Origin of the sequence: Nibribacter ruber (assembly GCF_009913235.1) — a bacterium.
In the GTDB taxonomy this organism is placed as follows: domain Bacteria; phylum Bacteroidota; class Bacteroidia; order Cytophagales; family Hymenobacteraceae; genus Nibribacter; species Nibribacter ruber.
The window spans coordinates 4026577-4051494 of the sequence record NZ_CP047897.1 but is presented as its reverse complement, the minus strand read 5'-3'; the positions used below and the strand labels follow the sequence as shown (position 1 = coordinate 4051494).

Annotated in this window: 20 protein-coding genes; 9 read left to right on the top strand and 11 right to left on the bottom strand. The window is 45.0% G+C overall.

The genetic code is table 11. The features are described from left to right. Positions 1–94 precede the first annotated feature (94 nt). On the top strand, positions 95–793 hold the full coding sequence (locus tag GU926_RS17070; protein ID WP_160694019.1) for an acylneuraminate cytidylyltransferase family protein: 699 nt from the start codon (positions 95–97) through the stop codon (positions 791–793). 44 nt (positions 794–837) lie between these two features. Here GU926_RS17070 and asnB (GU926_RS17065) read toward each other — a convergent pair whose 3' ends face one another. Genes asnB (GU926_RS17065) through asnB (GU926_RS17050) form a run of 4 tightly spaced genes read right to left on the bottom strand, consistent with a single transcriptional unit; the run spans position 838 to position 7019 of the window. Then, positions 838–2718 (bottom strand): asparagine synthase (glutamine-hydrolyzing), encoded by a 1881-nt coding sequence (gene asnB, locus GU926_RS17065; protein WP_160694017.1) that lies wholly within the window; start codon positions 2716–2718, stop codon positions 838–840. 29 nt (positions 2719–2747) lie between these two features. Continuing rightward, positions 2748–3722, bottom strand: coding sequence for a UDP-glucuronic acid decarboxylase family protein (locus GU926_RS17060; protein WP_160694015.1), 975 nt, complete (start codon positions 3720–3722; stop codon positions 2748–2750). Beyond that, positions 3723–5069: a UDP-glucose dehydrogenase family protein gene (locus tag GU926_RS17055; RefSeq protein ID WP_160694013.1), complete on the bottom strand. Its 1347-nt coding sequence runs from the start codon at positions 5067–5069 to the stop codon at positions 3723–3725. 42 nt (positions 5070–5111) lie between these two features. Next, positions 5112–7019, bottom strand: coding sequence for an asparagine synthase (glutamine-hydrolyzing) (gene asnB, locus GU926_RS17050; RefSeq protein WP_160694011.1), 1908 nt, complete (start codon positions 7017–7019; stop codon positions 5112–5114). Positions 7020–7439: 420 nt separating this feature from the next. Between asnB (GU926_RS17050) and GU926_RS17045 the strand changes: the two genes are divergently transcribed. Both GU926_RS17045 and GU926_RS17040 read left to right on the top strand, forming a co-directional pair. Continuing rightward, the gene (locus GU926_RS17045) at positions 7440–7865 is read left to right on the top strand and encodes an ArsI/CadI family heavy metal resistance metalloenzyme (protein ID WP_160694009.1); all 426 of its coding nucleotides are present in this window, start codon (positions 7440–7442) and stop codon (positions 7863–7865) included. A 13-nt stretch (positions 7866–7878) separates the two neighbouring features. After that, entirely contained in the window at positions 7879–8388 is a 510-nt protein-coding gene (locus GU926_RS17040; protein WP_160694007.1) for a GNAT family N-acetyltransferase, read from the top strand. A gap of 128 nt (positions 8389–8516) precedes the next feature. Here GU926_RS17040 and GU926_RS17035 read toward each other — a convergent pair whose 3' ends face one another. The 4 genes from GU926_RS17035 to GU926_RS17020 all read right to left on the bottom strand — a co-directional run bounded on the left by GU926_RS17035 (position 8517) and on the right by GU926_RS17020 (position 12623). Then, positions 8517–10154, bottom strand: a complete 1638-nt coding sequence (locus GU926_RS17035) for a hypothetical protein (RefSeq protein WP_160694005.1) — start codon at positions 10152–10154, stop codon at positions 8517–8519. A 171-nt stretch (positions 10155–10325) separates the two neighbouring features. Further along, positions 10326–11255 (bottom strand): glycosyltransferase family 2 protein, encoded by a 930-nt coding sequence (locus tag GU926_RS17030; RefSeq protein WP_160694003.1) that lies wholly within the window; start codon positions 11253–11255, stop codon positions 10326–10328. Positions 11256–11262: 7 nt separating this feature from the next. Continuing rightward, positions 11263–12117 (bottom strand): hypothetical protein, encoded by an 855-nt coding sequence (locus GU926_RS17025; RefSeq protein WP_160694001.1) that lies wholly within the window; start codon positions 12115–12117, stop codon positions 11263–11265. Between the two features lie 77 nt (positions 12118–12194). Continuing rightward, a complete protein-coding gene (locus GU926_RS17020; RefSeq protein WP_160693999.1) occupies positions 12195–12623 on the bottom strand; it encodes a sugar 3,4-ketoisomerase in 429 nt (142 codons plus the stop codon). Positions 12624–12978: 355 nt separating this feature from the next. Here GU926_RS17020 and sigZ point away from each other — a divergent pair, with 355 nt between their 5' ends. The 3 genes from sigZ to GU926_RS17005 all read left to right on the top strand — a co-directional run bounded on the left by sigZ (position 12979) and on the right by GU926_RS17005 (position 16980). Continuing rightward, entirely contained in the window at positions 12979–13605 is a 627-nt protein-coding gene (sigZ, locus tag GU926_RS17015; RefSeq protein ID WP_160693997.1) for an RNA polymerase sigma factor SigZ, read from the top strand. 239 nt (positions 13606–13844) lie between these two features. After that, complete coding sequence (locus tag GU926_RS17010; RefSeq protein ID WP_160693995.1) at positions 13845–15425, top strand: NAD(P)/FAD-dependent oxidoreductase; 1581 nt, start codon at positions 13845–13847, stop codon at positions 15423–15425. Then, the gene (locus tag GU926_RS17005; protein WP_160693993.1) at positions 15403–16980 is read left to right on the top strand and encodes a hypothetical protein; all 1578 of its coding nucleotides are present in this window, start codon (positions 15403–15405) and stop codon (positions 16978–16980) included. Before GU926_RS17010 ends, GU926_RS17005 begins: the two co-directional genes overlap by 23 nt. 40 nt (positions 16981–17020) lie before the next feature. Here GU926_RS17005 and GU926_RS17000 read toward each other — a convergent pair whose 3' ends face one another. Then, on the bottom strand, positions 17021–19114 hold the full coding sequence (locus tag GU926_RS17000) for a ComEA family DNA-binding protein (RefSeq protein WP_160693991.1): 2094 nt from the start codon (positions 19112–19114) through the stop codon (positions 17021–17023). Further along, a complete protein-coding gene (locus GU926_RS16995) occupies positions 19111–19941 on the bottom strand; it encodes a PorV/PorQ family protein (protein ID WP_160693989.1) in 831 nt (276 codons plus the stop codon). The genes GU926_RS17000 and GU926_RS16995 overlap by 4 nt, the downstream gene beginning before the upstream one ends. Before the next feature lie 112 nt (positions 19942–20053). Here GU926_RS16995 and GU926_RS16990 point away from each other — a divergent pair, with 112 nt between their 5' ends. Then, complete coding sequence (locus GU926_RS16990) at positions 20054–20254, top strand: hypothetical protein (protein WP_160693987.1); 201 nt, start codon at positions 20054–20056, stop codon at positions 20252–20254. Positions 20255–20354: 100 nt separating this feature from the next. Here the strand turns inward: GU926_RS16990 and GU926_RS16985 are convergent, their stop codons facing one another. Then, entirely contained in the window at positions 20355–22661 is a 2307-nt protein-coding gene (locus GU926_RS16985; RefSeq protein ID WP_198001435.1) for a S46 family peptidase, read from the bottom strand. Positions 22662–22792: 131 nt separating this feature from the next. On the opposite strand from GU926_RS16985, the gene yidD reads away from it, so the two are divergent. Further along, positions 22793–23023 (top strand): membrane protein insertion efficiency factor YidD, encoded by a 231-nt coding sequence (yidD, locus tag GU926_RS16980; protein WP_160693985.1) that lies wholly within the window; start codon positions 22793–22795, stop codon positions 23021–23023. Positions 23024–23485: 462 nt separating this feature from the next. Next, on the top strand, positions 23486–24850 hold the full coding sequence (locus GU926_RS16975) for a hypothetical protein (protein WP_160693983.1): 1365 nt from the start codon (positions 23486–23488) through the stop codon (positions 24848–24850). Positions 24851–24918 lie beyond the last annotated feature (68 nt).

Genomic DNA, 24918 nt, shown 5'->3' with positions numbered 1-24918 from the left:
TATATTTATACCCAATATATGCAGGTTAAAATATATAAACGTTCTATTTTTAAACAATTGCAATATTTTAACTATTAAAACTAACTCAATTAATATGGATGCATTTGCAGTTATTCCAGCACGCAGTGGTTCAAAAGGCGTCAAAGATAAAAATATTTATCTTATAAATGGAAAACCATTATTATGTTATGCAATTGAAACTGCCAAAAATTGCCCAGATATATCAGAAACATATATTAGCACTGACTCAGAAACTTATCAAGAAACCGCTATTAATTGCGGAGCAAAATCTTTAGGGTTGAGAAACCCAGATTTAGCTTCTGATTCAGCTAAAACTATTGATACTCTTATAGACATAGTAAAGCAATTAAAAAAAATAAACAAGGAATTTGATTATCTAGTGTTATTACAACCAACCTCACCAGTTCGCAAACCAGAAGACATTAGCAATATGCTTCAGATTCTTAACAAGAACCCTCAAGCCTCAAGCATTGTTTCTGTTTCTAAACTTATAGAACCCCATCCATATAAACTGAAAAAAATTTCTAAAAAAGGCTATTTAACTAGTTTTATTAAAGGAACATCCTCGGAAATACCACGCCAAGCAATGTCAAGTGCATACAAACTTAATGGAGCCATATATATCATAAGAATTAAAAATATGCTAGAAAGCGGTAAGATCATTGACAACCAATCCTTACCTTATATAATGGAGGAAGGAGTCAACATTGACACCTCAGCAGATTTAGAATACTTAAATTTTTTAATTAGCACAGGAAGGTTATCACTTTAAAAACCTTAATAGTGACATTCAAAGGTGATTAATAATAAATTACATCATTTTAAAAGGTAATCAATCATAGCTAGTCTCCAAACTTGCAAATCAGCAAGGCCATTAAAGCCGCTATCCTTAAAATTACGTGTTGCTTTATTGGTGATATAATTGTTTTTATTCAGCTTTTCAATTGAACTAACCAGCTTATCTTCAAAATACCTAACATTTAATTTATTCTTCTGAGGTGGTTCATATCCAATCTTATCACTTCTCCACGCAATTTCCTTTGGCAAAAGATCATTAAAAGCTATTCTCATAAGATATTTAGTCCAGCCCTTACTTATTTTATAATTTTTAGAAAGACTGAAGACAAATTCCACTAATTCATGCGATAGAAATGGTAGTCTCACCTCAATGCCATGAGCCATAGAATTTCTATCTGCATATCTCAATAATTGCTCAAGCCCATATGACTTAGTGCTATAATATAAAGCAGAATTTAAAGTTCTAAAATCTGTATCTACACTAAATTTAGTGTATTTCTTCCTTGTGGAAGCTAAAATATTCTGTCCACTAAGAAAATTAAACTTTTCTATTTTTGAATAAGCATGCTTAATTTGAGAATGCAACTTATCTGACACCCTCCTATAAATGGTATCTCTCAAAGTAAATTCAAGCAAGGGGTTTATTACGTTATTTTGATGAAGTGACTTATATGAGTTAAACTCATTAGAATATTCTAACTTGTTAGCATTTTTCAACTCCATGAAAAAAGGACGAAAGTAGGAATGGTACCCTGCAAGGATTTCATCTGCTCCTTGGCCGTCTAAAAGAACAGTTGTTTGGTGGTCTTTTGCAAGTTTAAATACTTCAAATTGTGCTATCACACTTGCTGACCCAAATGGCTCTTCTTGATGGTAGGCAACTTGGTCTAAATATGAATTCATAGAATCCTTGGTAGGCTCTACAAAAAATGGAGCAACATTAGTCTTTTCAATAATTAAATCTTGGTAAGTACTTTCATCTTTATGAAATCCAGGAAAACGAGCTGAAAACGTATTACGTTTAATTCCAAGTTTTTCATCTAATGTATTGATCGCGGTAACTACTAAAGAGCTATCCAACCCACCTGATAAGCTACTGCCAACTTTTACATCTGAACGCAATCTTTTTGCAATTGAAGAAAGAAACAAATCACGAAATTTATGTATTGCTTCTTCAAGACTTATTTCTATATTTTGAACGGAAGCGTTAATATCCCAATAAGTCTTTTTCTCAATTTTAAAATCATCTAACGTGATTTTAAGGAAAGATGAGGCAGGCAACCTGAAAATTCCTTTGTAAAAGGTCTCTTCTTTTTCTTCTGGGTTTTCTAAGAATCCATAATTCAGGTAATTAATTATCATACCTTCATTATTCTCTCTCTCAACACCTGCGGCCCATAACGCTTTCATCTCCGAACCAAAAATGAAAGTATTCCCCTTTTTAAGGGCATAAAAAAATGGCTTTTCACCAAATCTGTCTCTAGCACAAAAAATAGTATTCTCTAAGCTATCAAAGATAGCAAACGAGAACATGCCATCTAAAGCATTTAGGCATGCCTCCTTTTTTTCATGGTAAAGAGTTAATAATACTTCTGTATCTGTGTTAGAAATAAAGTTATACCCCTTACTTAATAATGATTCCTTAATTTCTAAATAGTTGTAAATTTCGCCATTAAAAACAATTGTATACCGACTGCCCAAGTGCATTGGCTGGGATCCTTCATCTGAAAGATCAAGTATCGCCAACCTTCTATGCCCCAATCCTACAAATTGATTTTCAGAAATCCAATGCCCTTCACCATCAGGACCTCTATGCGCGATTGCATCAGTCATTGATTTTAATAGCCCCTTGCTAACATTACTCTTATTAACAGAAACTATTCCTGCAATTCCACACATAAAATTATTTTATCCTCTCTTGACTCAGATTAATTGATGTACTCTTTATTATTAGAAGTAACTTTCAAAAATTCATTAAAGTAAATTAAAGTTTTCTCCAGCCCCTCAGATCTACTTATCTTTGGCTCCCAGCCTAAAATTTCTTTTGCTTTGGTGATATCAGGCCGTCTTTTTTGCGGGTCATTTTCAGGCAATTGTTGGTAGCCGAGTTTTAGTTCTACTCCTGTCAATTGGCAAATTTCCTCAGCAAACTGCTTAATGGTTATTTCATCTGGGTTTCCAATATTTACTGGTAAAGCATAATCACTTAATAATAATCGGTAAATGCCTTCCACTAAATCATCCACATAACAAAATGACCTAGTTTGCGATCCATCTCCAAAAATAGAAAGTTCTTCTCCCCGCAATGCCTGACTCATAAATGCTGGAAGTACACGTCCATCATTAAGACGCATTCTGGGACCATATGTGTTAAAAATGCGAACAATCCTCGTTTCTAAACCATGATGCATATGGTATGCCATTGTAATAGCTTCTTGGAATCTCTTCGCCTCATCATAACACCCTCTCGGGCCCACTGGGTTTACATTTCCCCAATATTCTTCTATTTGCGGGTGCACCTCAGGATCTCCATAAACTTCAGAAGTTGAGGCAATTAGAATCCTTGCCTTTTTCTCCTTTGCTAGACCTAATAAATTGTGCGTTCCTAAAGAACCGACCTTCAATGTTTGAATAGGAATCCTTAAGTAATCAATGGGAGAGGCTGGTGACGCGAAATGAAGTATATAATCTAAATGTCCAGGTACAAAGACAAACTTAGAAACGTCATGATGGTAGAACTCAAACTGCTCTAATTTGAATAAGTGCTCTATGTTCTTAAGATCTCCAGTTATCAAATTATCCATAGCGATGACATGATAATCCTCTGCTATGAAACGATCACACAAATGAGATCCCAAAAACCCAGCACCACCCGTAATTAAAACACGTTTTCTTTCTGCCATTTAATTGGTAGTTTCTATTATAGGTACAACCTCATGTACGCCTATTCCTTGATAGGCAAAACCTAACTCCTGCAATTCTTTGGCATCATATATATTGCGGCCGTCAAAGATTACTTTATTCTTAAGCAGTTTCCCAACCACTTGAAAGTTCGGAGATCTAAATTCGGGCCATTCAGTTACTACCATAAGAGCATCCGCGTCTATGAGTGCTTCATATTCATCATGAACATACTCAATTCTATCCCCGATGATATGTTGAGCTTCTTTCATGGCCACAGGGTCATATGCCTTAACTTGAGCACCTGCCTCTAGCAATTTTTCTATGATTACTAAGGAGGGTGCTTCACGCATATCATCCGTCTTAGGTTTAAATGACAGCCCCCAAAGTGCCACTACCTTCCCAGAGAGTTCACCATTAAAGTGCCGCTTAATTTTGTTAAACATAACGGACTTCTGGAATTCATTTACTGACTCAACTGATTTGAGCACTTGCATATCATAGCCATGCTCAGCAGCCGTCTTGATTAGCGCTTTCACATCCTTCGGAAAGCAGGACCCCCCGTAGCCAATACCTGGATAGATGAACTTATTACCAATCCGGCTGTCACTCCCAATGCCTCTCCTGACCATGTTTACATCAGCACCCATTATTTCACATAAATTAGCAATATCATTCATAAAGCTAATTTTAGTTGCCAACATAGAGTTAGCCGCATACTTCGTCATTTCAGCCGAAGGAACATCCATAAAGATGATGGGATGTCCATTTAGCAGAAATGGCTTATAAAGCTTACGCATTACATCTTCTGCTTCTTCAGACTCTACCCCAATGATGATTCTATCAGGCTTTAGAAAATCCTCAATGGCTGCACCTTCTTTTAAGAACTCTGGATTTGAAGCAATATCAAACGTTAAGGTAGAATCTCGTAATTTGAGTTCTTCTTCAATAGAACTTTTAACTTTTTTGGCAGTACCAACTGGCACTGTGCTTTTAGTAACTACAACTAAATAGTCACACATTGATCTGCCGATTTCTCTAGCAACCGCAAGCACGTATTTCAAATCAGCACTTCCATCTTCACCTGGAGGGGTTCCAACGGCAATAAAAACTACATCACAGCCAGGAATAACTTTTGCTAGCTCTGTAGAAAAGCTAAGCCTGTTTTTTGATACGTTCCTTGATACTATTTCATTTAAACCAGGCTCGTATATTGGAATGACTCCTTGTTCTAAAGACGCAATTTTTTTCGCGTCTATATCTACACATGTCACGTCAATACCTACTTCGGCAAAACAAGCCCCGGTAACAAGGCCAACATATCCTGTTCCTATTACTGCTATTTTCATAAACCAGGTTTTAGTAAAGTTTAGATCATACTCACTACATGTTTACATCATCCACTTTTTCCACCAGTGCTGGAAGACCACCAAAGCCCAAATGCGGGCATGGATATCACCAAGGTTGCTGGAGAACAGTTGCATCTTTAATCTTTGAATCTCTTTTACATTAAAGATGCCTTGTGCCTCTATAAAAGAATCTGACAGCAGGTCATCCATAATCATGGGCTTCAGCTCATTCTGGAACCACTTCAGGAGCGGCACCTCAAAACCGTGCTTAGGCCGTTTGTATAGTTCAGGTGGCAACATACCTCTAAAAGCATCCTGCACTATTTTCTTCTTCATACCACCGTCAATCTTAGATGACTGAGGTAAGGAGAAGGCAAAGTTTACTACTTTATAATCTAAGAAAGGCGTACGCACCTCTAAGCTGTTAGCCATAGACATGAGATCCACCTTGGTCAACATATCATTGGGCAGAACCAGGTTCATGTCTGTCAAGAGCACCTCATTAATGTCTCCCTTCTGCGAAAGGTGACTCAATATCTTCTGGCGCCGTTTTTTATACACATCCTTAGATAGAGTGCGCTTTACCTTGCCACTTAACAATGACTTGGCATCGTCCTCAGTAGCAAAAGTGGCCCAGCGCCAGTACCGGTCTTTGGCAGACAAATTCATGCCCTCACCGAAACGCTGAAATTGGCGTATGCGGTTCCCGAAAGATGAACTGCGCGACTTAGGCATCATTTCCCAAACAGGAAGCAATGCCGCTACTGTTTCTGCTACAAAACCGCCCTTCCGTACCTTGTACTCGGCCATGTGCTTGTTGTAGCCGGCAAACAGTTCATCTGCGCCATCACCAGACAAAGCCACCGTCACCTTTTGACGGGTGTGATAACTCAAAATATTCACAGCCAACGCAGATGAATCTGCAAATGGCTCATCTATATAATCAAGCGCCCTGAACAGGTGCTCATACAAATCATTATTGGTAAGGGAGAAGACGGTGTGGTTGGTCTTGTACTTGTCCGCCACCAGCTTTGCATACTTCGTTTCGTCAAAGAAGGGTTCATCTTTGTACCCAATTGAGAAAGTATTTAAGTGCTGCGTGTGTCTTGAGGCCAAAGCCACAATTACCGAAGAATCAATACCACCGCTCAAAAAGGCACCCAAAGGCACATCAGAGATCATCCGGCGTTGCACAGCCCCATCCATCAAATCAACCAGCTTCTTCTGCTGGGCCTCATAAGAGAGAGAATTGTTTTTGGCCTTCTTCTCGTCATATGGAATTTTGTACCAGCGCTTAATCTCAGTCTTTCCTTTTTTGCCTACACGTAAATAGTGCCCGGGCATGAGCTTCTTTACTCCTTTGAAGATGGAGGCTGGCGCAGGAATATAGTTTAGCTGTAGGTACTCATATAAAGACACATAGTCCAACTTGCGCGGAATGCCAAACTCCAGTATGGACTTCATTTCTGAAGCAAAAACCAGCTTGTCTTCGTCCTGAAACATCAACAACGGTTTCACCCCCATGCGGTCACGAGCCACAAAAAGCGTCTCCTCCTCCTTGTCATAAATAGCGAAGGCAAAGAAACCATTCAGCTTCTTTAAGAACTCAGGTCCCTGTTGGATGTATAGTTTAAGAAGGACTTCGGTATCTGACTGCGAGAAGAAAGAATATCCCTGAGAGATAAGCTGTTGGCGTAACTCCTGGAAATTAAAAATCTCCCCGTTAAAGACTATGACATAGCGCTCCGCCTCGTCCACCATAGGCTGACAAGCCACATCGCTAACATCAATGATGGAGAGTCTTCGGTGGCCTAATCCTACATTCCCGTGGGTAAAATGACCCTGAGAATCTGGTCCACGTTGCTGAAGGGCATCTGTTGTATGGGGTAAACGTCCGATGGCTTTGCGGCCCTCTTCGGTAAAAGCATAGATTCCTGATATTCCGCACATATTGCCGCAAAGTTACGATTAATAACCGAAAAGGTTTTGAAGGGCTGTCTGATTACCATTCGGCCTTCCCACCCCCTCGATGTGGCAACTTGCTTAACATTCCCCCAACGCACATTGATTCAATTTATTACAAAAAATAAACGCTTGAGAGCACGGCAGCATCAGCCAAACATAAATATTTAAAAAATACTATATTAAAAGAAGGTCGAGATTTTAAAGAAAGAAATCCTCTAGGAACTTCAAAACCAGACTACTCTGGTGGCGTCATTAAAAGGGTCAAAGCTTCCTTTTACTACCATTGGACATCACATTCAGGCTCTATTATTGCCTACTTTAAGAACCAGACAAAATATTTAAGAAAAGCTGCGTCTTTTCACAAAGGTCTCCGTCTCCTCAACAGAAACCATAAAAAACAAAGCCATGAAAAGATTCCACCTTAATCTAAGCGTTGCCAACTTACATGATTCCATCTCCTTCTACACCGCCTTATTTGCAGCAGAGCCTACCGTAGTTAAACCAGACTATGCCAAATGGATGCTGGAAGACCCCAGAATCAATTTTGCCATTTCGCAACGAAGCACCCAGACGGGCATAGAACATCTTGGTATCCAGGCAGAATCTCCAGAGGAACTTCAGGAAATTTACAGCCGCCTGGTGAAGGCAAAGGGTACAATTAGAGAGGAAGGTACGACTACGTGCTGTTACGCAAAGTCAGAAAAGTCTTGGATCCAAGACCCGCAAGGAGTGGAATGGGAAGCTTTTTATACATTTGGAGAAAGCACCACTTATGGAGGAACGGAAGCCGTCACCTCCTGCTGCGCTCCCAAAGAATCAATAATCGCCTAATTCTACAAGTAAAATGGAAACCCAGACCAAAGCAGCCATTCAACCATTAACCGCCGCACATTTTCCCAGTGTGACGTCTATTTATGACCAAGGCATTGCCAGCCAGAACGCTACGCTTGAGACAAAAGCTCCAACTTGGCAATATTGGGACCAAGGGCACTTGCCTCATAGTAGGTGGGTGGCAGTCTCTGGTACTGGTCAGGTGGTAGGTTGGGCAGCGCTAAGCCCTGTTTCTGGGAGATGCGTGTATGGAGGCGTGGCCGAAGTGAGCGTCTACATTGAAGAATCTGCTAGAAACCAGGGCATAGGTAGTCTTTTGCTTCAGGCGCTAATCACCTCCTCAGAACAGAACGGCATTTGGACCCTACAGGCAGGAATCCTGAAGGAAAATGAAGCCAGCGTAGCCATGCATCTGAAAAACGGTTTTAGGATGGTAGGCTTGCGTGAGCGGATAGGACAGCTACACGGCCAATGGCGCGATACGTACTTACTTGAGCGCAGAAGCCACACAGTAGGTGTTTAAGTTTACGGCCTCGTTTTTGGGCTATTTTCTGGAAAATAGCCCAAAAACGAGGCCGTAAACTTAAAGCTAAACGAGCATAGTTGCTTTGTTCTTTTACTTGCCTTTTCCATCCGTATATTTTCTTACTATTATTTGATGTGGTAGACTAAATAGTCCCCAAGGTCATATAGAGGCTTCTTTTCAACAAAGGCCTTCAAATACTTAGATTTTTTGCTAACCCAGATTACAGATACATCATTTTGCCTGGCATTTTGGAGCACTTCAACTTCCGTGGGAAAGAGAGGATAAATAATATTATTTAATATATTTTTCTCTGCGGGAGGGTAGTTATCTATAGACTCTTTGAGGTACGCAATGTCATAGTTAAACAAATAGAACCTATAGTCATTAGCCCGGGCATACTTTACAGCGTGTGTAGGATAATAGAACAAGGCCCACTTCTCTGGCAAGCCTAAATTCTCATCAATGAAAAAGCCCTTCACTGGTTTACTTCCACTGATACTAGCCAGTTTACTTTCCAGTTCAATGCTATATTCCTCCTCAAAACTGATTTTTTCAAAAGGAAATTTGTAATCGCTCAAAAAGAGGATCAATATAATACAGAAGGCATACTGCCTTTTCGCAAGTAAATGGTATAGCACAAAGAGAAAGGCCACCAAAGAGAGATTAACGGCTACCTGTTTTAGCTGCCAGGCATCTAGTGACAAGTCCCCCATTAAGGCCGAGGCAATGTGATAACCAACAAAAAACAAGACCATCCAAACTGCTGCATCAAAGGCTACCTTCCTCGCCCGTAAAGTCTCAAAGCTATGCAGTATATAGAAGGCCAGTACAATTCTGATTGGATAGGTTAAAAATGCCATTAACAGCACTCTATACAGTTCCTTGAGTTTTTCAAGACTTATGAAGGAATACAACACAGACATGTAATCTGTATGGAAATACTTGTTTTCCACCCGCTCCTGAAAAAGAATATAAAAGAGAACGTAACCTACCAAGAAGCCCAGTAGCACCCACATTGATTTTCTCTCTAATCTGGTCCAGAACATGGCTGTCGTGAGGAGTAGCGCCGGTAGAAAGAGGATGTATTCAACAGTGGCTGTACACAATAAAAACAAGGCTACTTCATACTCCCTGTCATATAGCGCTTTAAACACCAATACCAGGATGGGCAGCATGATCATATCCCTTAAATGAATCTTCCCTATGGGAGCTGTGATCCAGAGGAAACCAAACACAGCAAAACAGAAAAGGAGGATCCCTACCAGAACATACCCTACCCTATCCTTAACGACACCTGCTAACACCGCCCCGAAGGTGAGCAGCGTAAAGGCTTTGAACACAGGGTACACAAAAAAGAAAAGCACAATATCACTCTTGGCATTGAAGACCAATTTGAACAGACTTCCTAGCCAGAACTCCAGAAAATGGTACATAGAGACTCCCGTGAAACCGTGCAGGACAGATTCTAGGCTTACCGTCTCAACGCTTTCATAATGCAGCAAGCTCAGAATGGTACTGTAGATGTATACTTCGCCTTGAAAGGGATGCAGATGCGCTATATAGGGAACAGGGTTTTGGAGCACCTCCAGGGAAAAGTTGACCTGTAAAAAGAACACCAGCAGGAAAAGACCAACGGAGGATAAAATAAAAGCAAGAGACGATACTCCTTTCTCTACTCTATTGTATTGGAGGAGATTCTTCCAGTATAGGAAAAGTAGCGGCAACACCAAGATAAGGACCGTTACAAAAACCGTCTTTATCACCGCATACAAAGAAACCGCGAAAAGAAGCCCTACCCAAAAACAGAGCACGTGCTGCAGTAGGCTCAACTTCCTTTTAAGGCTTTTATGCAGCAGGAAGGTACCAACGAGATAAAAAAATATAAAGAAGGCGCTCCCTACCAGTAAGACGGTTACCATCATAACTCTAAGGAATTATAAAAAGGCCTTTTCTACAATATACAAAGGCCTTTTTCTGGTAGCATCCAGCCCACGCCACACATATTCCCCTATCACCCCCAAAGCAATCATCTGGAAAGCCGACACGAACAGCAATACTACCATGAGAGAAGACCACCCCTCCACCATATACGCACCGCTCAGCTTGGCAATGATCAAAAACAAGGCGTAGCAGAAGGCAATCAATCCTAAGGCAATTCCAACCCCAGAAATAACCCGCACCGGGAAGTAAGAAAAAGACAAGATAGAATCTAAAAATAGCTTCACATTCTTACTAAATGTCCATTTTGAAGTTCCTATCTCCCGTCTTCCGCGGGTATACGGGATGGTGACGTAATCAAACCCAAGCCATGCCATCAAGTACAATACATTGCTGTTGTGGTCTTTTATTTTCAGAACCTCCTCCTTTATTCTCTTGTCAAAGAAAACATAATCAAAACCACCAGGCGGTAGGTGCTGAAAGGCAACTTTCTGCATGATTTTATGGAAGATGTTGGCGAACAGCCGCTTAGCAAAAGGGTCTTTTCTATCTTCTCTACTCCCTAAAACCAGCTTGATTCCGGCTTGCCAATAGTCATACATCTTCACCATGAGCTCGGGGGGGTCTTGCAGGTCAGCGGAGATAATGACTAGGCAATTACCAGTGGCGTATTCCATGCCGGCCATAATGGCGGTATAAGAGCCCACGTTTTTAGCCAGTTGTACAACCTTAATTTTAGAGCCGTATTTTTCCCTGGCTAGCAGCAGTTGCTGCAGGGTGTTATCTTTAGAGCCATCGTCCACAAAAACATACTCAAAATCAACCTCCTGCGTGAAAAGCTTCTCGTTCTCCAACAATCTGGGCACCGTGACAGGAATATTGGCTTCATTGAAGTAGCACGGGACAATAACAGAAAGTAGTGGCATTCCTAAATTAACGATTGAAGGATAAAATATGAGTGGTTGCCCCAAAGTTGCATCCCAGGCTCTCAAAGGTCTTAATCACGGCCTTGTTGGTAGACTGGGTGGTAATCTTTAAGTAGGTAGCCTGTTCCTCTTTGGCCGCGTGTATAACTTCGGTCAGTAGTTTTACATACCACCCTCTATTTTCTGGAGATACCGCAGCTAATCTGGCATATACCAAGCTAACAGTATGCTTAGGCGATATTTTCCGGTAGTGATCATAGGCAATAAATGAGGCTACAGGCAGATTAGGAACATTGGGTACAAGTACCTGATGGCAAAACCCGTTCACTGCTGCAGCAGCGTACGTTCCCAGATACTCATCTGCCTCCTGCTCAGAAAAAGCATGATCTGCATGTAATCTATCATAGGCATTTCTATTTTCAGCAGCGATTTTGGCCACCATAGCACTATCTTCTGCATTGGCCTTTCTTACAGAATACCGAGGCCCTTCAAAAGCGGCCAAATTCTTTTTGAAGTAATGGAAACGGGTTTCTACCAACTTCAGTCCGGCTTCATTCAGACATTGCAATAAGAATATGTCTTCTGTGGGAATTTCCATAAAACAGTACACATTCTCCACCTCTTGCAGCTTCTGCTTAAACAGGAAAATAGCTTCTACCAAAGCCGTTGCGTTTTGGGTGACAAAAAGGACGGTAAATAACTTAAAGCAATTCCTTTTGAAATAATCACTATCCCAGGGGAGGTACTCATATAGAAAAACAAAGTCATTCCCTTGCACAGACACCGTAAACTGGCGCAAGTAATCATGACTGCCAAACTGGTCAATCTTACTTTTAACAAAGACCTCAAACTGATCTGCCACTTTTATCTCTCTCACAAAACTGTAGGGGCTGTAAAAAGCCAATAGAGGTTCGCGGTGTTGCAACAGATCAGTGAATGCTACTTCCATACTTGCTTAAATTTTTCTACATCTCGTATGTAATCGGCCTCGTCAAAGACGGTTGAGGCCAGAACTAATTGCACGGCATTGCCAGAATATTGCATGGTATGCCAGACGTTAGGCGGCACATACACGCCTTGACCAGGAGTATCCAGCACAAAAACCTGTACTTCTCCATCTGCCTGCTCGGTAGTGACCAGAATACGGCCATGCACCGCCACAATAATCTGCTCTGTGGTATAGTGCGCATGCCTCCCACGCAGTATACTTTCTGGCGTATGATACGTCCAGAATACTCTTTTCACCTCAAAGGGCAGAAAACCCGTATTCTCCGCAACAGAAATAAAGCCCACTTCTTGCGCTCCTATTTCTGGAAACACTAACAGGTAGGGCTGCCTTCTCTTATCTGTTTTGTCTTGGGTGTTCATGCAAACATTAAGGTCTTAATTGAAAATATTCGCCGAAACAAACGTAAGCAAGGTACAAAATCATGCGGAGGAAGAACAAAAGAATCCCAAGCGCCTCTTGAATAAAACATAAGACTCGCTCCTTTCCTTAAATTTGGTCTACCCAGCAATAGAATTTTCGAAAATCCTCACTATTCCCTGCGTCTTTTTAAGAATACTTGCGTCATCCTCTCAGTACCCAACATAGTGGAACAGCTATAATCCTTCTTGCGAAGCGGCAAGGAATTTCTATTTTCACTATAAACTCAGAAATTTTCGTTTTTGGCCTGTTTCAGCCAAAACAGACTAAAAACACCTCATCTACATCTATAATGCCATGGCTCCATCATCTCCAAATTGCACCAATAACTCTTCTTGCAGCCCATCACCCACCACGGCTGCTCATGATCCTTGTACAGAGGCGGCCATGGTGTTTCTTTCCTATGAGAAGGCGCTGCTGGGATTTATAAAGAACAGAGTAGCCAATACAGCAGACGCCGAAGACCTTTCACAGCAAGTACTCCTGAAGGTACACCGCCATTGCGAAACCCTGCCCAACGTAAAGAACGTTCGGGCTTGGCTCTATGAGATTAGCCGTCATGTGGTAACTGATTTTTACCGCAAAGAGAAACACACAAGTCCATTACTAGAGGAAACAGACGTGGTGGACATAACAGAAGAAAACCCGTTTCACAGCTTGGAAGCGTGCATTCTTCCGCTCTTAAACCTAATACCTAAAAAGTACGCAGAGCCTTTGCGATTGTCTGATTTAGAAGGAATCCCGCAACAAGAAATTGCCAACCAACTGGGTCTTTCTCTATCAGGCGCCAAGTCAAGAATACAACGAGGGCGCGAGAAATTGAAAGCGGTCTTCTTGGAATGTTGTCATCTGGAACTTGACCGAAAGGGCCGATTGGTAAGCGCTGAGATTAGGCCAGATTGTTCTGCCTTGCAAAACTGCTAGTCTTAAAAGAATTACTTTCTATTATACCCAATCGAGTCGTTTTTGGCCTGTTTTCCGGAAAACAGGCCAAAAACGACTCGATTGGGTTCAGCCAAAATTTATAAAAGGTTAAGGGCAGATGGGATATACATGTGCTTAAATAGTCTACTCAACTTTCCCTTTACTCATCTCATTCTCCGGGGTAGGATTTAGGGGTTACGGGCAAACTGATTATCTTTGAGTTGACTTTCCCTGACGCTATGCCCTCATCACCCACGGCTCTCATCATTGGAGCCGGCCCTGCTGGTCTTACAGCTGCTTTTGAGTTTTTGCAGCACACTTCGGTGCACCCGGTGGTGGTGGAGGCAACAGAGCGCGTAGGCGGCATTTCAGCGACCATTGAGTACAAGGGCAACCGTATGGACATTGGCGGGCACCGGTTCTTCTCCAAGTCTGACCGTGTCATGGACTGGTGGCTGTCCATTCTGCCCCTCCATCTGGAGCCGGGCCAGACGGTGGGCAACCTCTCCTATCAGGGGAAATCAAGAGTGGTTCCGGTACAAGAGGCGGTAGACAGTCAGAACCCAGAAGATGTGATGCTGCTGCGCCAGCGCAAATCCAGGATTTTCTTTAGAAGACAGTTTTTTGACTACCCGCTCTCTTTTTCCCTGGCTACGCTTTCTCAGTTGGGCTGGGTATGGTCGGCGAAGGCGGGCTTCAGCTACATGAAGCAAGTGGTGTTGCCCCTCAAGAAGGAACGCAACTTAGAGGACTTTTTCATCAATCGGTTTGGCAAGCACCTGTACAAGACCTTTTTCAAGTCCTATACAGAAAAGGTTTGGGGCGTGCCCTGCCAGCAGATAAGCGCCGAATGGGGCGCCCAGCGCATCAAAGCCCTTTCTATTACAGAGGCGGTCAAGCATTTCCTGCGTCAGCAGTTTTTCACGCCCAAGGGAGACTTCACCCAGAAGAAAACCCAGACCTCGCTTATTGAGCAGTTTCTCTATCCCAAACTGGGGCCTGGGCATTTATGGGAAGTGGTGAGCCGCAAAGTGCAGGCCCAGGGCGGCGAAGTACACCTGCAGCAAAAGGTAGTGGGTCTGCAGTTGGAGGGGAACAGGATTACGTCCGCAACCATTCATGATGCCGCCACCAAGCAAGACTATACCATCTCGCCGGACTATGTGATTTCTACCATGCCCATCCGGGACCTGGTCATTGCCTTGGGCGAGGCCGCGCCGCAAGAGGTGCGCGAAATCAGTGAACACCTCCCCTACCGAAATTTTCTAACGGTGGGCATCCTGCTGCACAAGCTGGCCATCAAAGAAGGGGACGCAGAACTCATCCAGGACAACTGGATTTACATTCAGGAACCAGACGTGCTGGCCGGCCGATTACAGATTTTCAACAACTGGAGCCCGTATCTGGTCCAAAACCCAGAAACGGTGTGGCTGGGCGTAGAGTATTTCTGCCAGGGAGAAGACGCCCTCTGGCACATGACCGAGGCCGAGTTAAAAGAGCTGGCCATCAATGAACTTGACAAACTGGGCATCATCTCCTCTGATCAGGTAATAGACAGCACCGTTTTTAAAATGCCGAAGGCCTATCCGGCTTACTTCGGGTCTTACGCGCAGTTCCCGGTGGTACAGCAGTTCTTGGACGGCATTGAGAACCTGTTTCTGGTGGGAAGAAACGGCATGCACAAGTACAACAACCAAGACCACTCCATGCTTACGGCCATGCTTGCGGTTGAGAACATCGCCAACGGCCGCACAGACAAATCCAACCTCTGGGAGGTAAACACGGAACAGGAATACCATGAGGACTCTGCCGAACGATAAACCGTTCCTACCCAACCACACTACGTTTGCCCTTGTCTTCACAGCTCTGTATGGCGTGGCGCTGGCGTTTTTCATGCAGTACCATGAGCTTTGGTTTGACGAAACGGAACCCTGGCTCCTGGCCCTCTACAGCAATTCTTACACAGACTTGCTCACGAACAAACAGTTTGAGGGACACCCCAATCTCTGGTACAGCCTCTTGTATGTCATCACGCGTTTCACGGACAACCTGCAGGCCTTAAAAATAACCCAATGGGCTTGTGCGTTGGGTTTCGTATTCGTGTTTCTCAGAAACGCACCTTTCCCCAGAGTGACCAAGCTTTTGATTTGCTTCGGGTACTATGGCCTGTTTGAGTATGGGTTGATTAGCAGGTTGTATGCCATTGAACTGCTTACGCTTTTTCTCATCTGCACCTTTTACCCCAAGCGCTTCACGCACTGGTATGGCTATGTGCTGTTGCTGATTCTCAACGCCCAGACCAACCTCTTCGGGTTTCTCATGTCTGGCGTGCTAGGATTGCTCCTGCTCTCTGAGGCTTTCAAAATCTGGAAGGAGTCACCCCACTGGGCACCTATTTCCACCTCGCAGAAAATAATGGGTGGTTTCCTCTGGGCCTTGGGTTGTGGCTTTTCTTTTTGGAGCATGCTGCGCCCGGTAGAGCCGCATAAGGAGTTTTTCCCGCTTACCATGCCCTACTACTTCTTCCAGTCAGGGACTCGTTTGTGGCAGGCCTTCGTGCCCATTCCGTCGTTTATCGTTAATTTTTGGAATACCTCGCTGCTTAACAACTCCAAAGAAATAGTCCTCTCCGGAGTGTTGTTCCTAGTGATTGCGGGCGGTCTGTTGGGGGTTAAGAGGCTGCTGTATTTATTCCTTCTGCTTTTTGCCACGCTGTTCTTCTTCTTTTACTTGAAGTTTGAAGGAAGCCTACGCCATCACGCCCATTATTTCATCTTCACTCTGGCCTTTTATTGGATTGCTTCTTTTTATCAGAAGGAAGAGCATTCCTCTTATCCACTTTTATTACAAAGATTTCACCTTTGGACGAAGAAATGGTTTGCTAAACTATTGCTTGTCTGCGCGGTGTTGCAGGTAGCGGCTGGCGTTTATGCCTTGTATATAGAGGTTAAATACCCTTTTTTCCCAGGCAAACAAGTAGCCGAATACCTGAAGACCTTGCCTTCACATGCCATCATAGTGACAGAAGATGAAGTTACCTCTTCCAACATTACAGCCTATTATGGTCAGCCTATTTTCCACCTGCCCAATGGGAACTACAGAAGCTTCTATGTCCTGAATTTCCTAGAAGACCACAACCCCCGCAAATTTGTGTTGTTAGATTGGGCCGGGGCCATTGCCCAACAGAGACAGGCTCCTGTGATTTACATTTCCAGGAATGAAATTCCTTATCAATGGCATACTACGCCCGTGATACTTTTAAAGGAATACAAAGGAAACTACATCAACACCTTCTCCTTTTTTATTTATGAGATTCCGCCTCTGCCAATACCCAAGAAACAGATAACGGCAGAACCACCCGTGGGAGGATTATAATAGCGCACCATCGTTTTTGGCCTATTTCCCTGAAAACAGCCTAAAAACGATACCTAATTTGCAACCGCACGTCCGTTCTTCTGGGGCCTTGGATTTCTTCCAGTCCTGAACTGACGGTGTCCTGATTTCTGTAATGGGTGTGGCTGAGTTTAAACCACATGTCTAGCTGCCGGGAAAGTTGCTGCTGAGCTAAAAAATAGACATGCGTACCCTGGCCGGTGAACACAGGGATGGAGAACGCAAAGAGAACATCCTGCTCTGGGGCGTATTGGCGGGCATCGTAACCGTCTGTGTCAAAGAGGGAGTAGCGGGCGCTGAGACGGGTTTTGTTTCGTTCCCAGGTGGCGTCTTGGGCCATGAGGTAGCCTTTCTCCACCTTGCCCGATTGCTCAAATTGGCTCATCTGCAGACGGGACCTTAACCGGAGCGAGGGCAGCGGGCTTACGTCCAGCAACATCAGCATCCGTTGGGCACGGGTCTCGCTCACCAGGGCCAGGGCCTCCCCTTCTACGGTCTCATTGCGGGCCTTGCGCTCCTCCTGAAACTGAACGTAGAGCAAGGTGGTTTTGGAAGGCACAAATTGCAGGCGCAGCAGATACTCTTGGCCATCTGAGGGAGCGTCTACGCGGTACCGGAGCCAGGGAAAACTGAACCTGTCATAGAAGGCCGTGAGCTGCCAGCGGGTACTGAGTTTCAGCTTAAGGCCCGTGTAAAAACCGGCCTCGTTCTGGTTGCGGCTGCTTTCCCCGAATGCGTTCCCATACAGACTCTGGAAGTCTCTGGCGTAGTAGCGATAGACAAAGGCCATCTCCACCCGTTCAGACAGGCTGGCCAGCAGACCGTTGACCGTACCCACGCCGCCATTGTCAGACCTGGCCGTCTCCCCGAAGAAGTTGAAATTCTGCCACAGGTAGCTGTAATGAACGCCCACTCCCGTATTCTGCCGACCAGAGAAAGTGTATTGATTGTAAGGCTCCGGGCGTTTTTGTAAGTTGATGTTGTAATGCGTCACCAGAGCTGTAAGGCCAATGCCCAAGGTCTGTGTGGGATTGCGGTAAGTTACATCTCCGCCGGCCACCTGCTCCCGGGCGCGCTGTCTATTTTCTAGTTCGGTGGGCGTGCGGTGCAGGCCCGAGGTCTGGATGCTACCCGCCAACCCTACTTCAGACAATCCTTCTGCTTCTTGCTCAACTTCCTCATTGACGGTGGCATCCACTTTTCGGTTGGAATAGAACAAAGTGGTATGTACTCTTCGCCAGCGGTGGGTGGCGCCCATGCCCCTGAAGAAATTGGTTTCCATGGCAGAGGTATGAGGCCGGATACCCAGTTGGCTTCGGCGCACGGTAGTGATGGTTTCTGAACCCTTGCCCACGCCCAGTCCGCTGGAAAGCAGTAATCCCTGACCAAACTGCAGCTGATAGTCCCCCACGGCAATGGTTTTAAAAGAGCCTCTGTCATACAACTGCGCGTGGAAGGAGTAGAAGTCAAAGCCATACTGCCGTTGGCCCGAGCGCCAGGTAAACTGCTCGCCGGCGTCCTTCTCAGCGGTAATCCCGAAGCTAAAGTCCTTGGGCTGGCTTAGCCGATATCTCAGCAAATACTTGTCCGGTGAGCCCATGTAGCGCGTTAGAGAGCGACCCTCCGGCGGAGTGTAACCTTTGCGCTCCTGCACCGTGCGGTCATACCGTAGCAGCAATGAATGGTTCTCGGCCTGCCGCAACCGTTCTGCCCACGTCTTTTGCCCCACCTGCCCCAAGGACTGCACCGTCACAAACGGCAGCAACCGCCTGATGGTGATCATGTCAAACGTAGGCACGGCCTGCAGTTCATACAGGGTCAAGAGCCGACCATTGTCTGCTATGTGCTGGAGCAGGGCGCTAATCTGGGCTTCAGAAAGCAGCCAAAGCCCGCGCAGTTCTTCGCGGGTGGCCATGTTTAAGTCTAAGGGTTGGCGGTAGTACTGCAGCAGCGTTTCATACAAGTCTTCATAAGCCACTGCGTTTTCATCTGTCTGCTCGGCAAAAAGCTCCTGCACCAACAGTTCCACATCTACTGCCGGCCGCGGCACTTCCTGCGCCCAGGAAGACAGCTGTTTTAGGGCTAAAACCAGAAAAACAAGCCAAAAACGCTTCATGGCTGCCGCTCCCATTGATAGGTCAAGGACAAGGAATTGGTCAAGCCCAGCCTGCTCTGCGCGCCCAAGGCATAGGCCACCTGAAACTTTTGGAAGGTGACCCCCACCCCTGCCGTACCAGAGCGGGTACCCGAATGAAAGCCGGTTCTAAAGGCCAGGGCTGGCAGGACCTGGTATTCCACCCCAGCTTTCACGGCGGCCGGGTGCTCCAGTTCTTTTTCAGCCTCTAAAAGCAGCAATACTTTGGTTGCCGCCTGGTAGCCTATGCCCATCTTCATGACCGTGGGCAAGCGCTCGTCTTCAAACTCAGCCAGTTTGGCTTGGTTCAGGTTGTAGATGTGCGCCCCAAACGTAAGCCCCGGTATGACTTCTGATTGACCGCCCAGGCTCAGGGCGATGGCTTTTCGGCTGCCCCATTCTTTGACCCGCACCTGCAACACGTCTGCCTTCAACCCTAATCGTACCTGCCCCAACTGATGTGCAATACCCAAACCCAGGCGTTGCTCATTGTACAACTCGCCTCCAAACCGCTGCAAGTCCAATCCCAGCGTCCCCCACCTGGCAGTCGGGAGCACGGCCAACAGCCCTACGGTGGTGAGTTCCTGCAGGCCAAACCGGTTGATGGCAAAGCCTCCTAATGTGGGTTGTTTTAGTGCAGCCGTTCCCGCCGGGTTATTGGAAAGAGCCCATACGTCTGTCAAGGTCACCGAGGCGCCGCCCAAGCCCATGCTTCTGGCCCCAGCGGGCGCATTGTATAACTGAGCATGAGCGATCCCTCCAAATAGAAGGATGAAGAGAAGCAGGACTAAGCGTAGAGTATGCATCATAGGCTCAGGGGGTTGGACAGTTTTCCTCCTACGTGCTTTGCTCCAAAATTGGTACCCGGCTTATATTTACTTTTACTATATTTATGAAAAACCTACCTAACCCAGAACTGTCATGAAAAGATTTTTTACCTCTTTGTCGCTGGCGGCCAGCGTTGGTTTGATGCTGTCGTTTTCTTCTCCCAGCGCCGCGCCTAAAGCCGTATCTGCTTACAATCCCCAATGCACCGCCACGGCCAAGTCTACCGGCAAACAGTGCAAGAACAAGCAATGGGGAAAATGCGAGCAAGTGCTTTGCTACGTACATTGCCAATAGAGCTTGAGCCCAACCCTTATTCTAATCTAAAACAAAAACGCCCGGCGCTTAGAGCACCGGGCGTTTTTTGGGTATTTTCTGGAAACCAGCCGAAAAACGGTTAGTTCTTCTGCTTCTTAGTTTCGCGTTTGATCTTGGTTTCTTTGCCTTTCTTCTTGATTTTGATCTCTTCGGTAGGCGTTTCAATCTCGGTCTTGCCGTCCATTTTCACGTCATTCAAGGACGGGTTGAACTGGGTGTTGGGATTGCCATTGTTCACCAGGGTCATCTCATTGATCAAGTGACTGGCGTTGCCCAGTTTGTCCATGATAAAGAGCACGTACTTGATGTCTACGTTGATGCAGCGCTTGTACTCTGGGTCAAACACCAGGTCACCGGTCATGGCTTCCCAGTTTCCGTCAAAGGCCAGACCCATCAGCTCACCACGGCCGTTGATCACCGGCGAACCAGAGTTACCGCCCGTGATGTCATTGTTGGTGATGAATGCCACACGCATTTCGCCGTTGTCTGCGTATTTGCCATAGTCTTTCTTAGCGGCCAGTTCCATCAATTTGGCAGGTACAATGAACTCCTCGTTGGTGGGATCTTCTTTAGCGGCCAAACCATCAAGCGTGGTGTAATACTTGTACTCCACGCCGTCACGCGGCTCATAGCCTTTCACGGTACCGTAGCTTAGACGAAGCGTTGAGTTTGCGTCTGGGTAGTACACTTTGTTAGGGTTCATCTCACGCAAACCCGCCACGTACAGACGGTTGGCCTTGGCCAGAGACGCATTGTACTCGGTTAGTTTAGGCAGAATGTTGGTTTGGTAGTTCTGATTCACGGCACGCACAAATTTGAACGCCGGGTCATTCTCCAAGGCCTTGGCCGTTGGGTTGGCCAGGAATGCGTTGGCTTTCGCTTCAGTGCTTAAGATAGAGTTGCCGTAGATGTCTGCCGCCCACTTCTTAAAGTCTCCTTTGTACTTGCCAGTCAGGTCTTTGAAAATGTCACCATGCTGTGCTTTGGGCACGTCATTGTAGTACATCTGCATTAACTCGGCAAACATCTTTTGGTCTGTAGAAGCCAGATAGCTCTTGTAGAACTCTTCGTTCATCTCCTTCACGGCGGCCAACATCTGATCGCGCTGGGCTTTGTCTGCCTTGTTGTCTTTAAGCATGTTGTAGACCGGCGTGTACTGGTAGGCGTGCATCATCAACTGAGGCGCCAGAGCAGCCTCTGAGCGGTATACCGCTGATAAGTTGTACTCGCGCTGACCAGCATACGAGGCATTGATGTCAGAAAGCGCGCTGCCGTACAATCCTTTGCGGGTGGCATCGGCATCGGCCCAGGTTTGGAAGGCTTTCTCTTCAGTAGCTTTCTTGTTCAGCGTCTTCATGCGCTTGATGCCCTCGTTCTGCCCGATGTAGTACTTGTAGTAGTTGCTGATGCTGGCGTAGTTGGAAGCCAGTTTCAGGCGGTTGGCCTGCGAGGCGTCCATGGCTTCTTTCATGATGGCCAAACGACGTTCGCGCAATTTGATACGGGCTGGGTTGGACTGATCTACCGCCATGCTCAGGCCAGAACCGGCCATGAAACGCGTGGTACGGCCCGGGAACCCGAACACCATAGAAAAATCGCCTTCTTTCACGCCGCTCATAGAGATAGGCAGGTGGTGCTTAGGCTTGTAAGGCACGTTTTTGTCTGAGTACGTAGCCGGCTTTCCGTCTGGGCTCATGTACACTCTAAACATAGAGAAGTCACCGGTATGGCGCGGCCACATCCAGTTATCAGTGTCACCCCCAAATTTACCAATGCTTTCTGGCGGCGTGCCTACCAGACGCACGTCTGAGAAACGCTCATAGACAAACATGTAGAACTCGTTGCCATTGTAGAAATCACGCACATAGGCCACGTACTGGCCGTTGTTCTTGGCGGCATCTGCCAGAGACTTGGTGCGCTCAGCTACCAATTTAGTACGCTCCTGCTCAGAGGTCTGGGCCGTGATGCCCTGCAACACCTGACTAGACACGTCTTCCATGCGCACCAGAATGTCTACAAACAGACCTTCGTTCTTTCTTTCTTCCTGGCGGGTTTTGGCCCAGAAGCCATCACGCAACAGGTTATTTTCTGGAGTTGAGTTAGACGCAATGGCATCATACCCGCAGTGGTGGTTGGTCAAGAGCAAACCTTCTTTAGAGATGAACTCACCGGTACAAAAGCCCCCGAACTGCACGATGGCGTCCTTCAAGCTGGCATTGTTGACGTTGTAGATTTCCTCGGCGGTGAGTTGCAGGCCTTGTTTCTGCATGTCCACCATGTTCAGGCGTTTCACCAACAAAGGGAGCCACATGCCTTCATCTGCCTTGGCAGAGAAAGAAGCGCCCAAACTGATGGCTAACACAAATGCATATATCTTTTTAAGCATAACGTTTGTTAGTTAGTACAGGCCAAATATACACATTTGTGCATTTTTTTGCCGATACTAGCAGAAGAAGTAGAAAAAGCGACTTAGCTGATATCCAGTTCGGTTCGTTGTTAAAGAAAAGGAGTTAGTTTATGCAGTGGTTGAATTGGGTGTTTAAGCAGTTGTTTCTGGGTTTGGTGTGGCTGTACCGCTACACCATCTCGCCGCTCACACCGGGCAGTTGCCGCTTCACGCCCACCTGCTCCGCCTTCGCGCACCAGGCTATTGTCAAGTACGGCCCGTTCAAAGGCGGCTGGATGGCCTTGAAGCGTATTGGCAGGTGTAACCCCTGGGGCGGTCATGGCTATGACCCGGTGCCGTAGGGGCCTGACCCCCAGCAGAAGCTACCCTCTCCCACGGAAAGGGAAGTTTCTGGTGGTGCGTTTTTGGCCTGTTTTGGCCAAAGGAGGCTAAAAACGGGTTTGCGCCAAATTTGTTACCTTGCCCTAGAAATCATTAATGTTACAAAATCTATTCTTTTATCATATTTTGACAGCTATTTTAAACCTTAACTAATCCTTTCCAAACGACTTAACTATTTATACAAACCAAAAAAGAGTCAATTTGTTATGTTATAAAAAGGATTGTTATTTCCTGTTTCAATTACTTTAAGGGTTGAAAATTGCAAGAAAAAATCAAATACATGAAAACAATTCATTCATTCATTCATTCATTCATTCATTCATTCATTACTACTAACCACACTGTTACTTCTGGTCTTTTTGACAGGTTGCCAGCAAGAAGAACTTCTGGTAGAGCCTAAGACAGACCCTAACGCGCTTACCGTGAAGCAGGCCCAGGAGTGGTTTGAAGCTGGACAGCCCTTTGTCAAGGCATCTCCTGCCAACAAAAAGAAAAAGCAGTTCCCGCCTGTCTTGCCGCAATGGGAGAAAGCCCGGGAGGTATCAGATAAGACCTACTATTTAGTAGAAGCGCCAGTGAAAATGGAGACCAAACTGGCTTTTAAACTACAAGGCACAGATACAGCCCCAAATGGTATTACCAAGCTTATCATTTTAAAGAATAAAGTCACTGGTAAGCAAATCTCAGCTTTAATGCACGCCTTCTCTGCAAAAGGCGTTGACCTGACTGAGTTGAACTACCGGAACCTACCAAAGGATTTTAGCGGAACGGTCATCTACACTTCCTTGGAAGGCTGGTTTGTAAATGGTTATGGGTATGAAAATGGCAAAATTGTTTCTTCCATTAAGGCTTCTGAACAGAGCAGTGGTTCACGTACTTATTGCAATAGCTATGGGTTTGTAGAGATTTGGGAACGCACCTGCACCGTCAACCCTGACGGCCCCGATTATTGCTCTGCCCCATATTTTGTAGGGTTTGAGCCAGTTCCTATATGTATTACAGTTTATGATGAATTAAGCACGGAAGGACCCTCTCCAGGTTCATCTGGCGGGTCCTCAGATGACGGGGGTTATATTGAATTGATTGATGTGTATGAGAATTGCAGATGTACTAGCTTTGATGTATCGTCCTCTGCACTTGTAACCCATCAAAAGACAAATTGTGTGTATAATGATCTTGGTGGAAATACAGTGATGCAAAATTTAATTTCATCGTATTTAGATAATGGTGGGACTATTAATCTAACTTATAAAGTTGCTCCTAACCTCACAAATTCAAAAGGTGAGTCTTTAAATGGTCAATGTCAACCTACCGATAACACTTTTACAAATATTGTAATAACTATTAATTCAAAGTATGTTGATGGTGCTCGAACTCTTGAAGTGGCACGCACAATTCTACACGAATCAGTGCACGCAAAAATTTTTTCAGACCTGCGCCAAATTAAAGGTTATGAAAACTTGGATAAGGATAATTTTCCTATCCTATGGGAAACTTATGTGAATGAAAAGAAAAATGGCGCAACTCTCACAGAAGTCCAAAACAAGGCTCATCATGAAGAGATGGCACAACGCTATATAGATCTTATAGCTCAAGGATTACAACAGTTTGATGTTGGAAATCATAATAATTTGCAAATCACCTTAGATCATTATAAAGCATTTGCTTGGGGCGGACTAAAAGACACATACCATTTTAAAAACAATAAGACAGTTGAAGAAAAAAATGAAATTGACTCAAAGTTAGATTTCATGCAATCATGGACCTCTTTGACATGTGTGGATTAATTTAAATTACAAGTAAATGAAGTTTTTAATTTTTATATTAGTTTCTCTTATAAATACTTGTTCTCATG

Coding starts and splice junctions, on each gene's coding strand:
- GU926_RS17070 (WP_160694019.1), top strand. CDS start 95: ATGGATGCATTTGCAGTTATTCCAGCACGCAGTGGTTCAAAAGGCGTC.
- asnB (WP_160694017.1), bottom strand. CDS start 2,718: ATGTGTGGAATTGCAGGAATAGTTTCTGTTAATAAGAGTAATGTTAGC.
- GU926_RS17060 (WP_160694015.1), bottom strand. CDS start 3,722: ATGGCAGAAAGAAAACGTGTTTTAATTACGGGTGGTGCTGGGTTTTTG.
- GU926_RS17055 (WP_160694013.1), bottom strand. CDS start 5,069: ATGAAAATAGCAGTAATAGGAACAGGATATGTTGGCCTTGTTACCGGG.
- asnB (WP_160694011.1), bottom strand. CDS start 7,019: ATGTGCGGAATATCAGGAATCTATGCTTTTACCGAAGAGGGCCGCAAA.
- GU926_RS17045 (WP_160694009.1), top strand. CDS start 7,440: ATGAAAAGATTCCACCTTAATCTAAGCGTTGCCAACTTACATGATTCC.
- GU926_RS17040 (WP_160694007.1), top strand. CDS start 7,879: ATGGAAACCCAGACCAAAGCAGCCATTCAACCATTAACCGCCGCACAT.
- GU926_RS17030 (WP_160694003.1), bottom strand. CDS start 11,255: ATGCCACTACTTTCTGTTATTGTCCCGTGCTACTTCAATGAAGCCAAT.
- GU926_RS17020 (WP_160693999.1), bottom strand. CDS start 12,623: ATGAACACCCAAGACAAAACAGATAAGAGAAGGCAGCCCTACCTGTTA.
- sigZ (WP_160693997.1), top strand. CDS start 12,979: ATGGCTCCATCATCTCCAAATTGCACCAATAACTCTTCTTGCAGCCCA.
- GU926_RS17010 (WP_160693995.1), top strand. CDS start 13,845: ATGCCCTCATCACCCACGGCTCTCATCATTGGAGCCGGCCCTGCTGGT.
- GU926_RS17005 (WP_160693993.1), top strand. CDS start 15,403: ATGAGGACTCTGCCGAACGATAAACCGTTCCTACCCAACCACACTACG.
- GU926_RS17000 (WP_160693991.1), bottom strand. CDS start 19,114: ATGAAGCGTTTTTGGCTTGTTTTTCTGGTTTTAGCCCTAAAACAGCTG.
- GU926_RS16995 (WP_160693989.1), bottom strand. CDS start 19,941: ATGATGCATACTCTACGCTTAGTCCTGCTTCTCTTCATCCTTCTATTT.
- GU926_RS16990 (WP_160693987.1), top strand. CDS start 20,054: ATGAAAAGATTTTTTACCTCTTTGTCGCTGGCGGCCAGCGTTGGTTTG.
- GU926_RS16985 (WP_198001435.1), bottom strand. CDS start 22,661: ATGCTTAAAAAGATATATGCATTTGTGTTAGCCATCAGTTTGGGCGCT.
- yidD (WP_160693985.1), top strand. CDS start 22,793: ATGCAGTGGTTGAATTGGGTGTTTAAGCAGTTGTTTCTGGGTTTGGTG.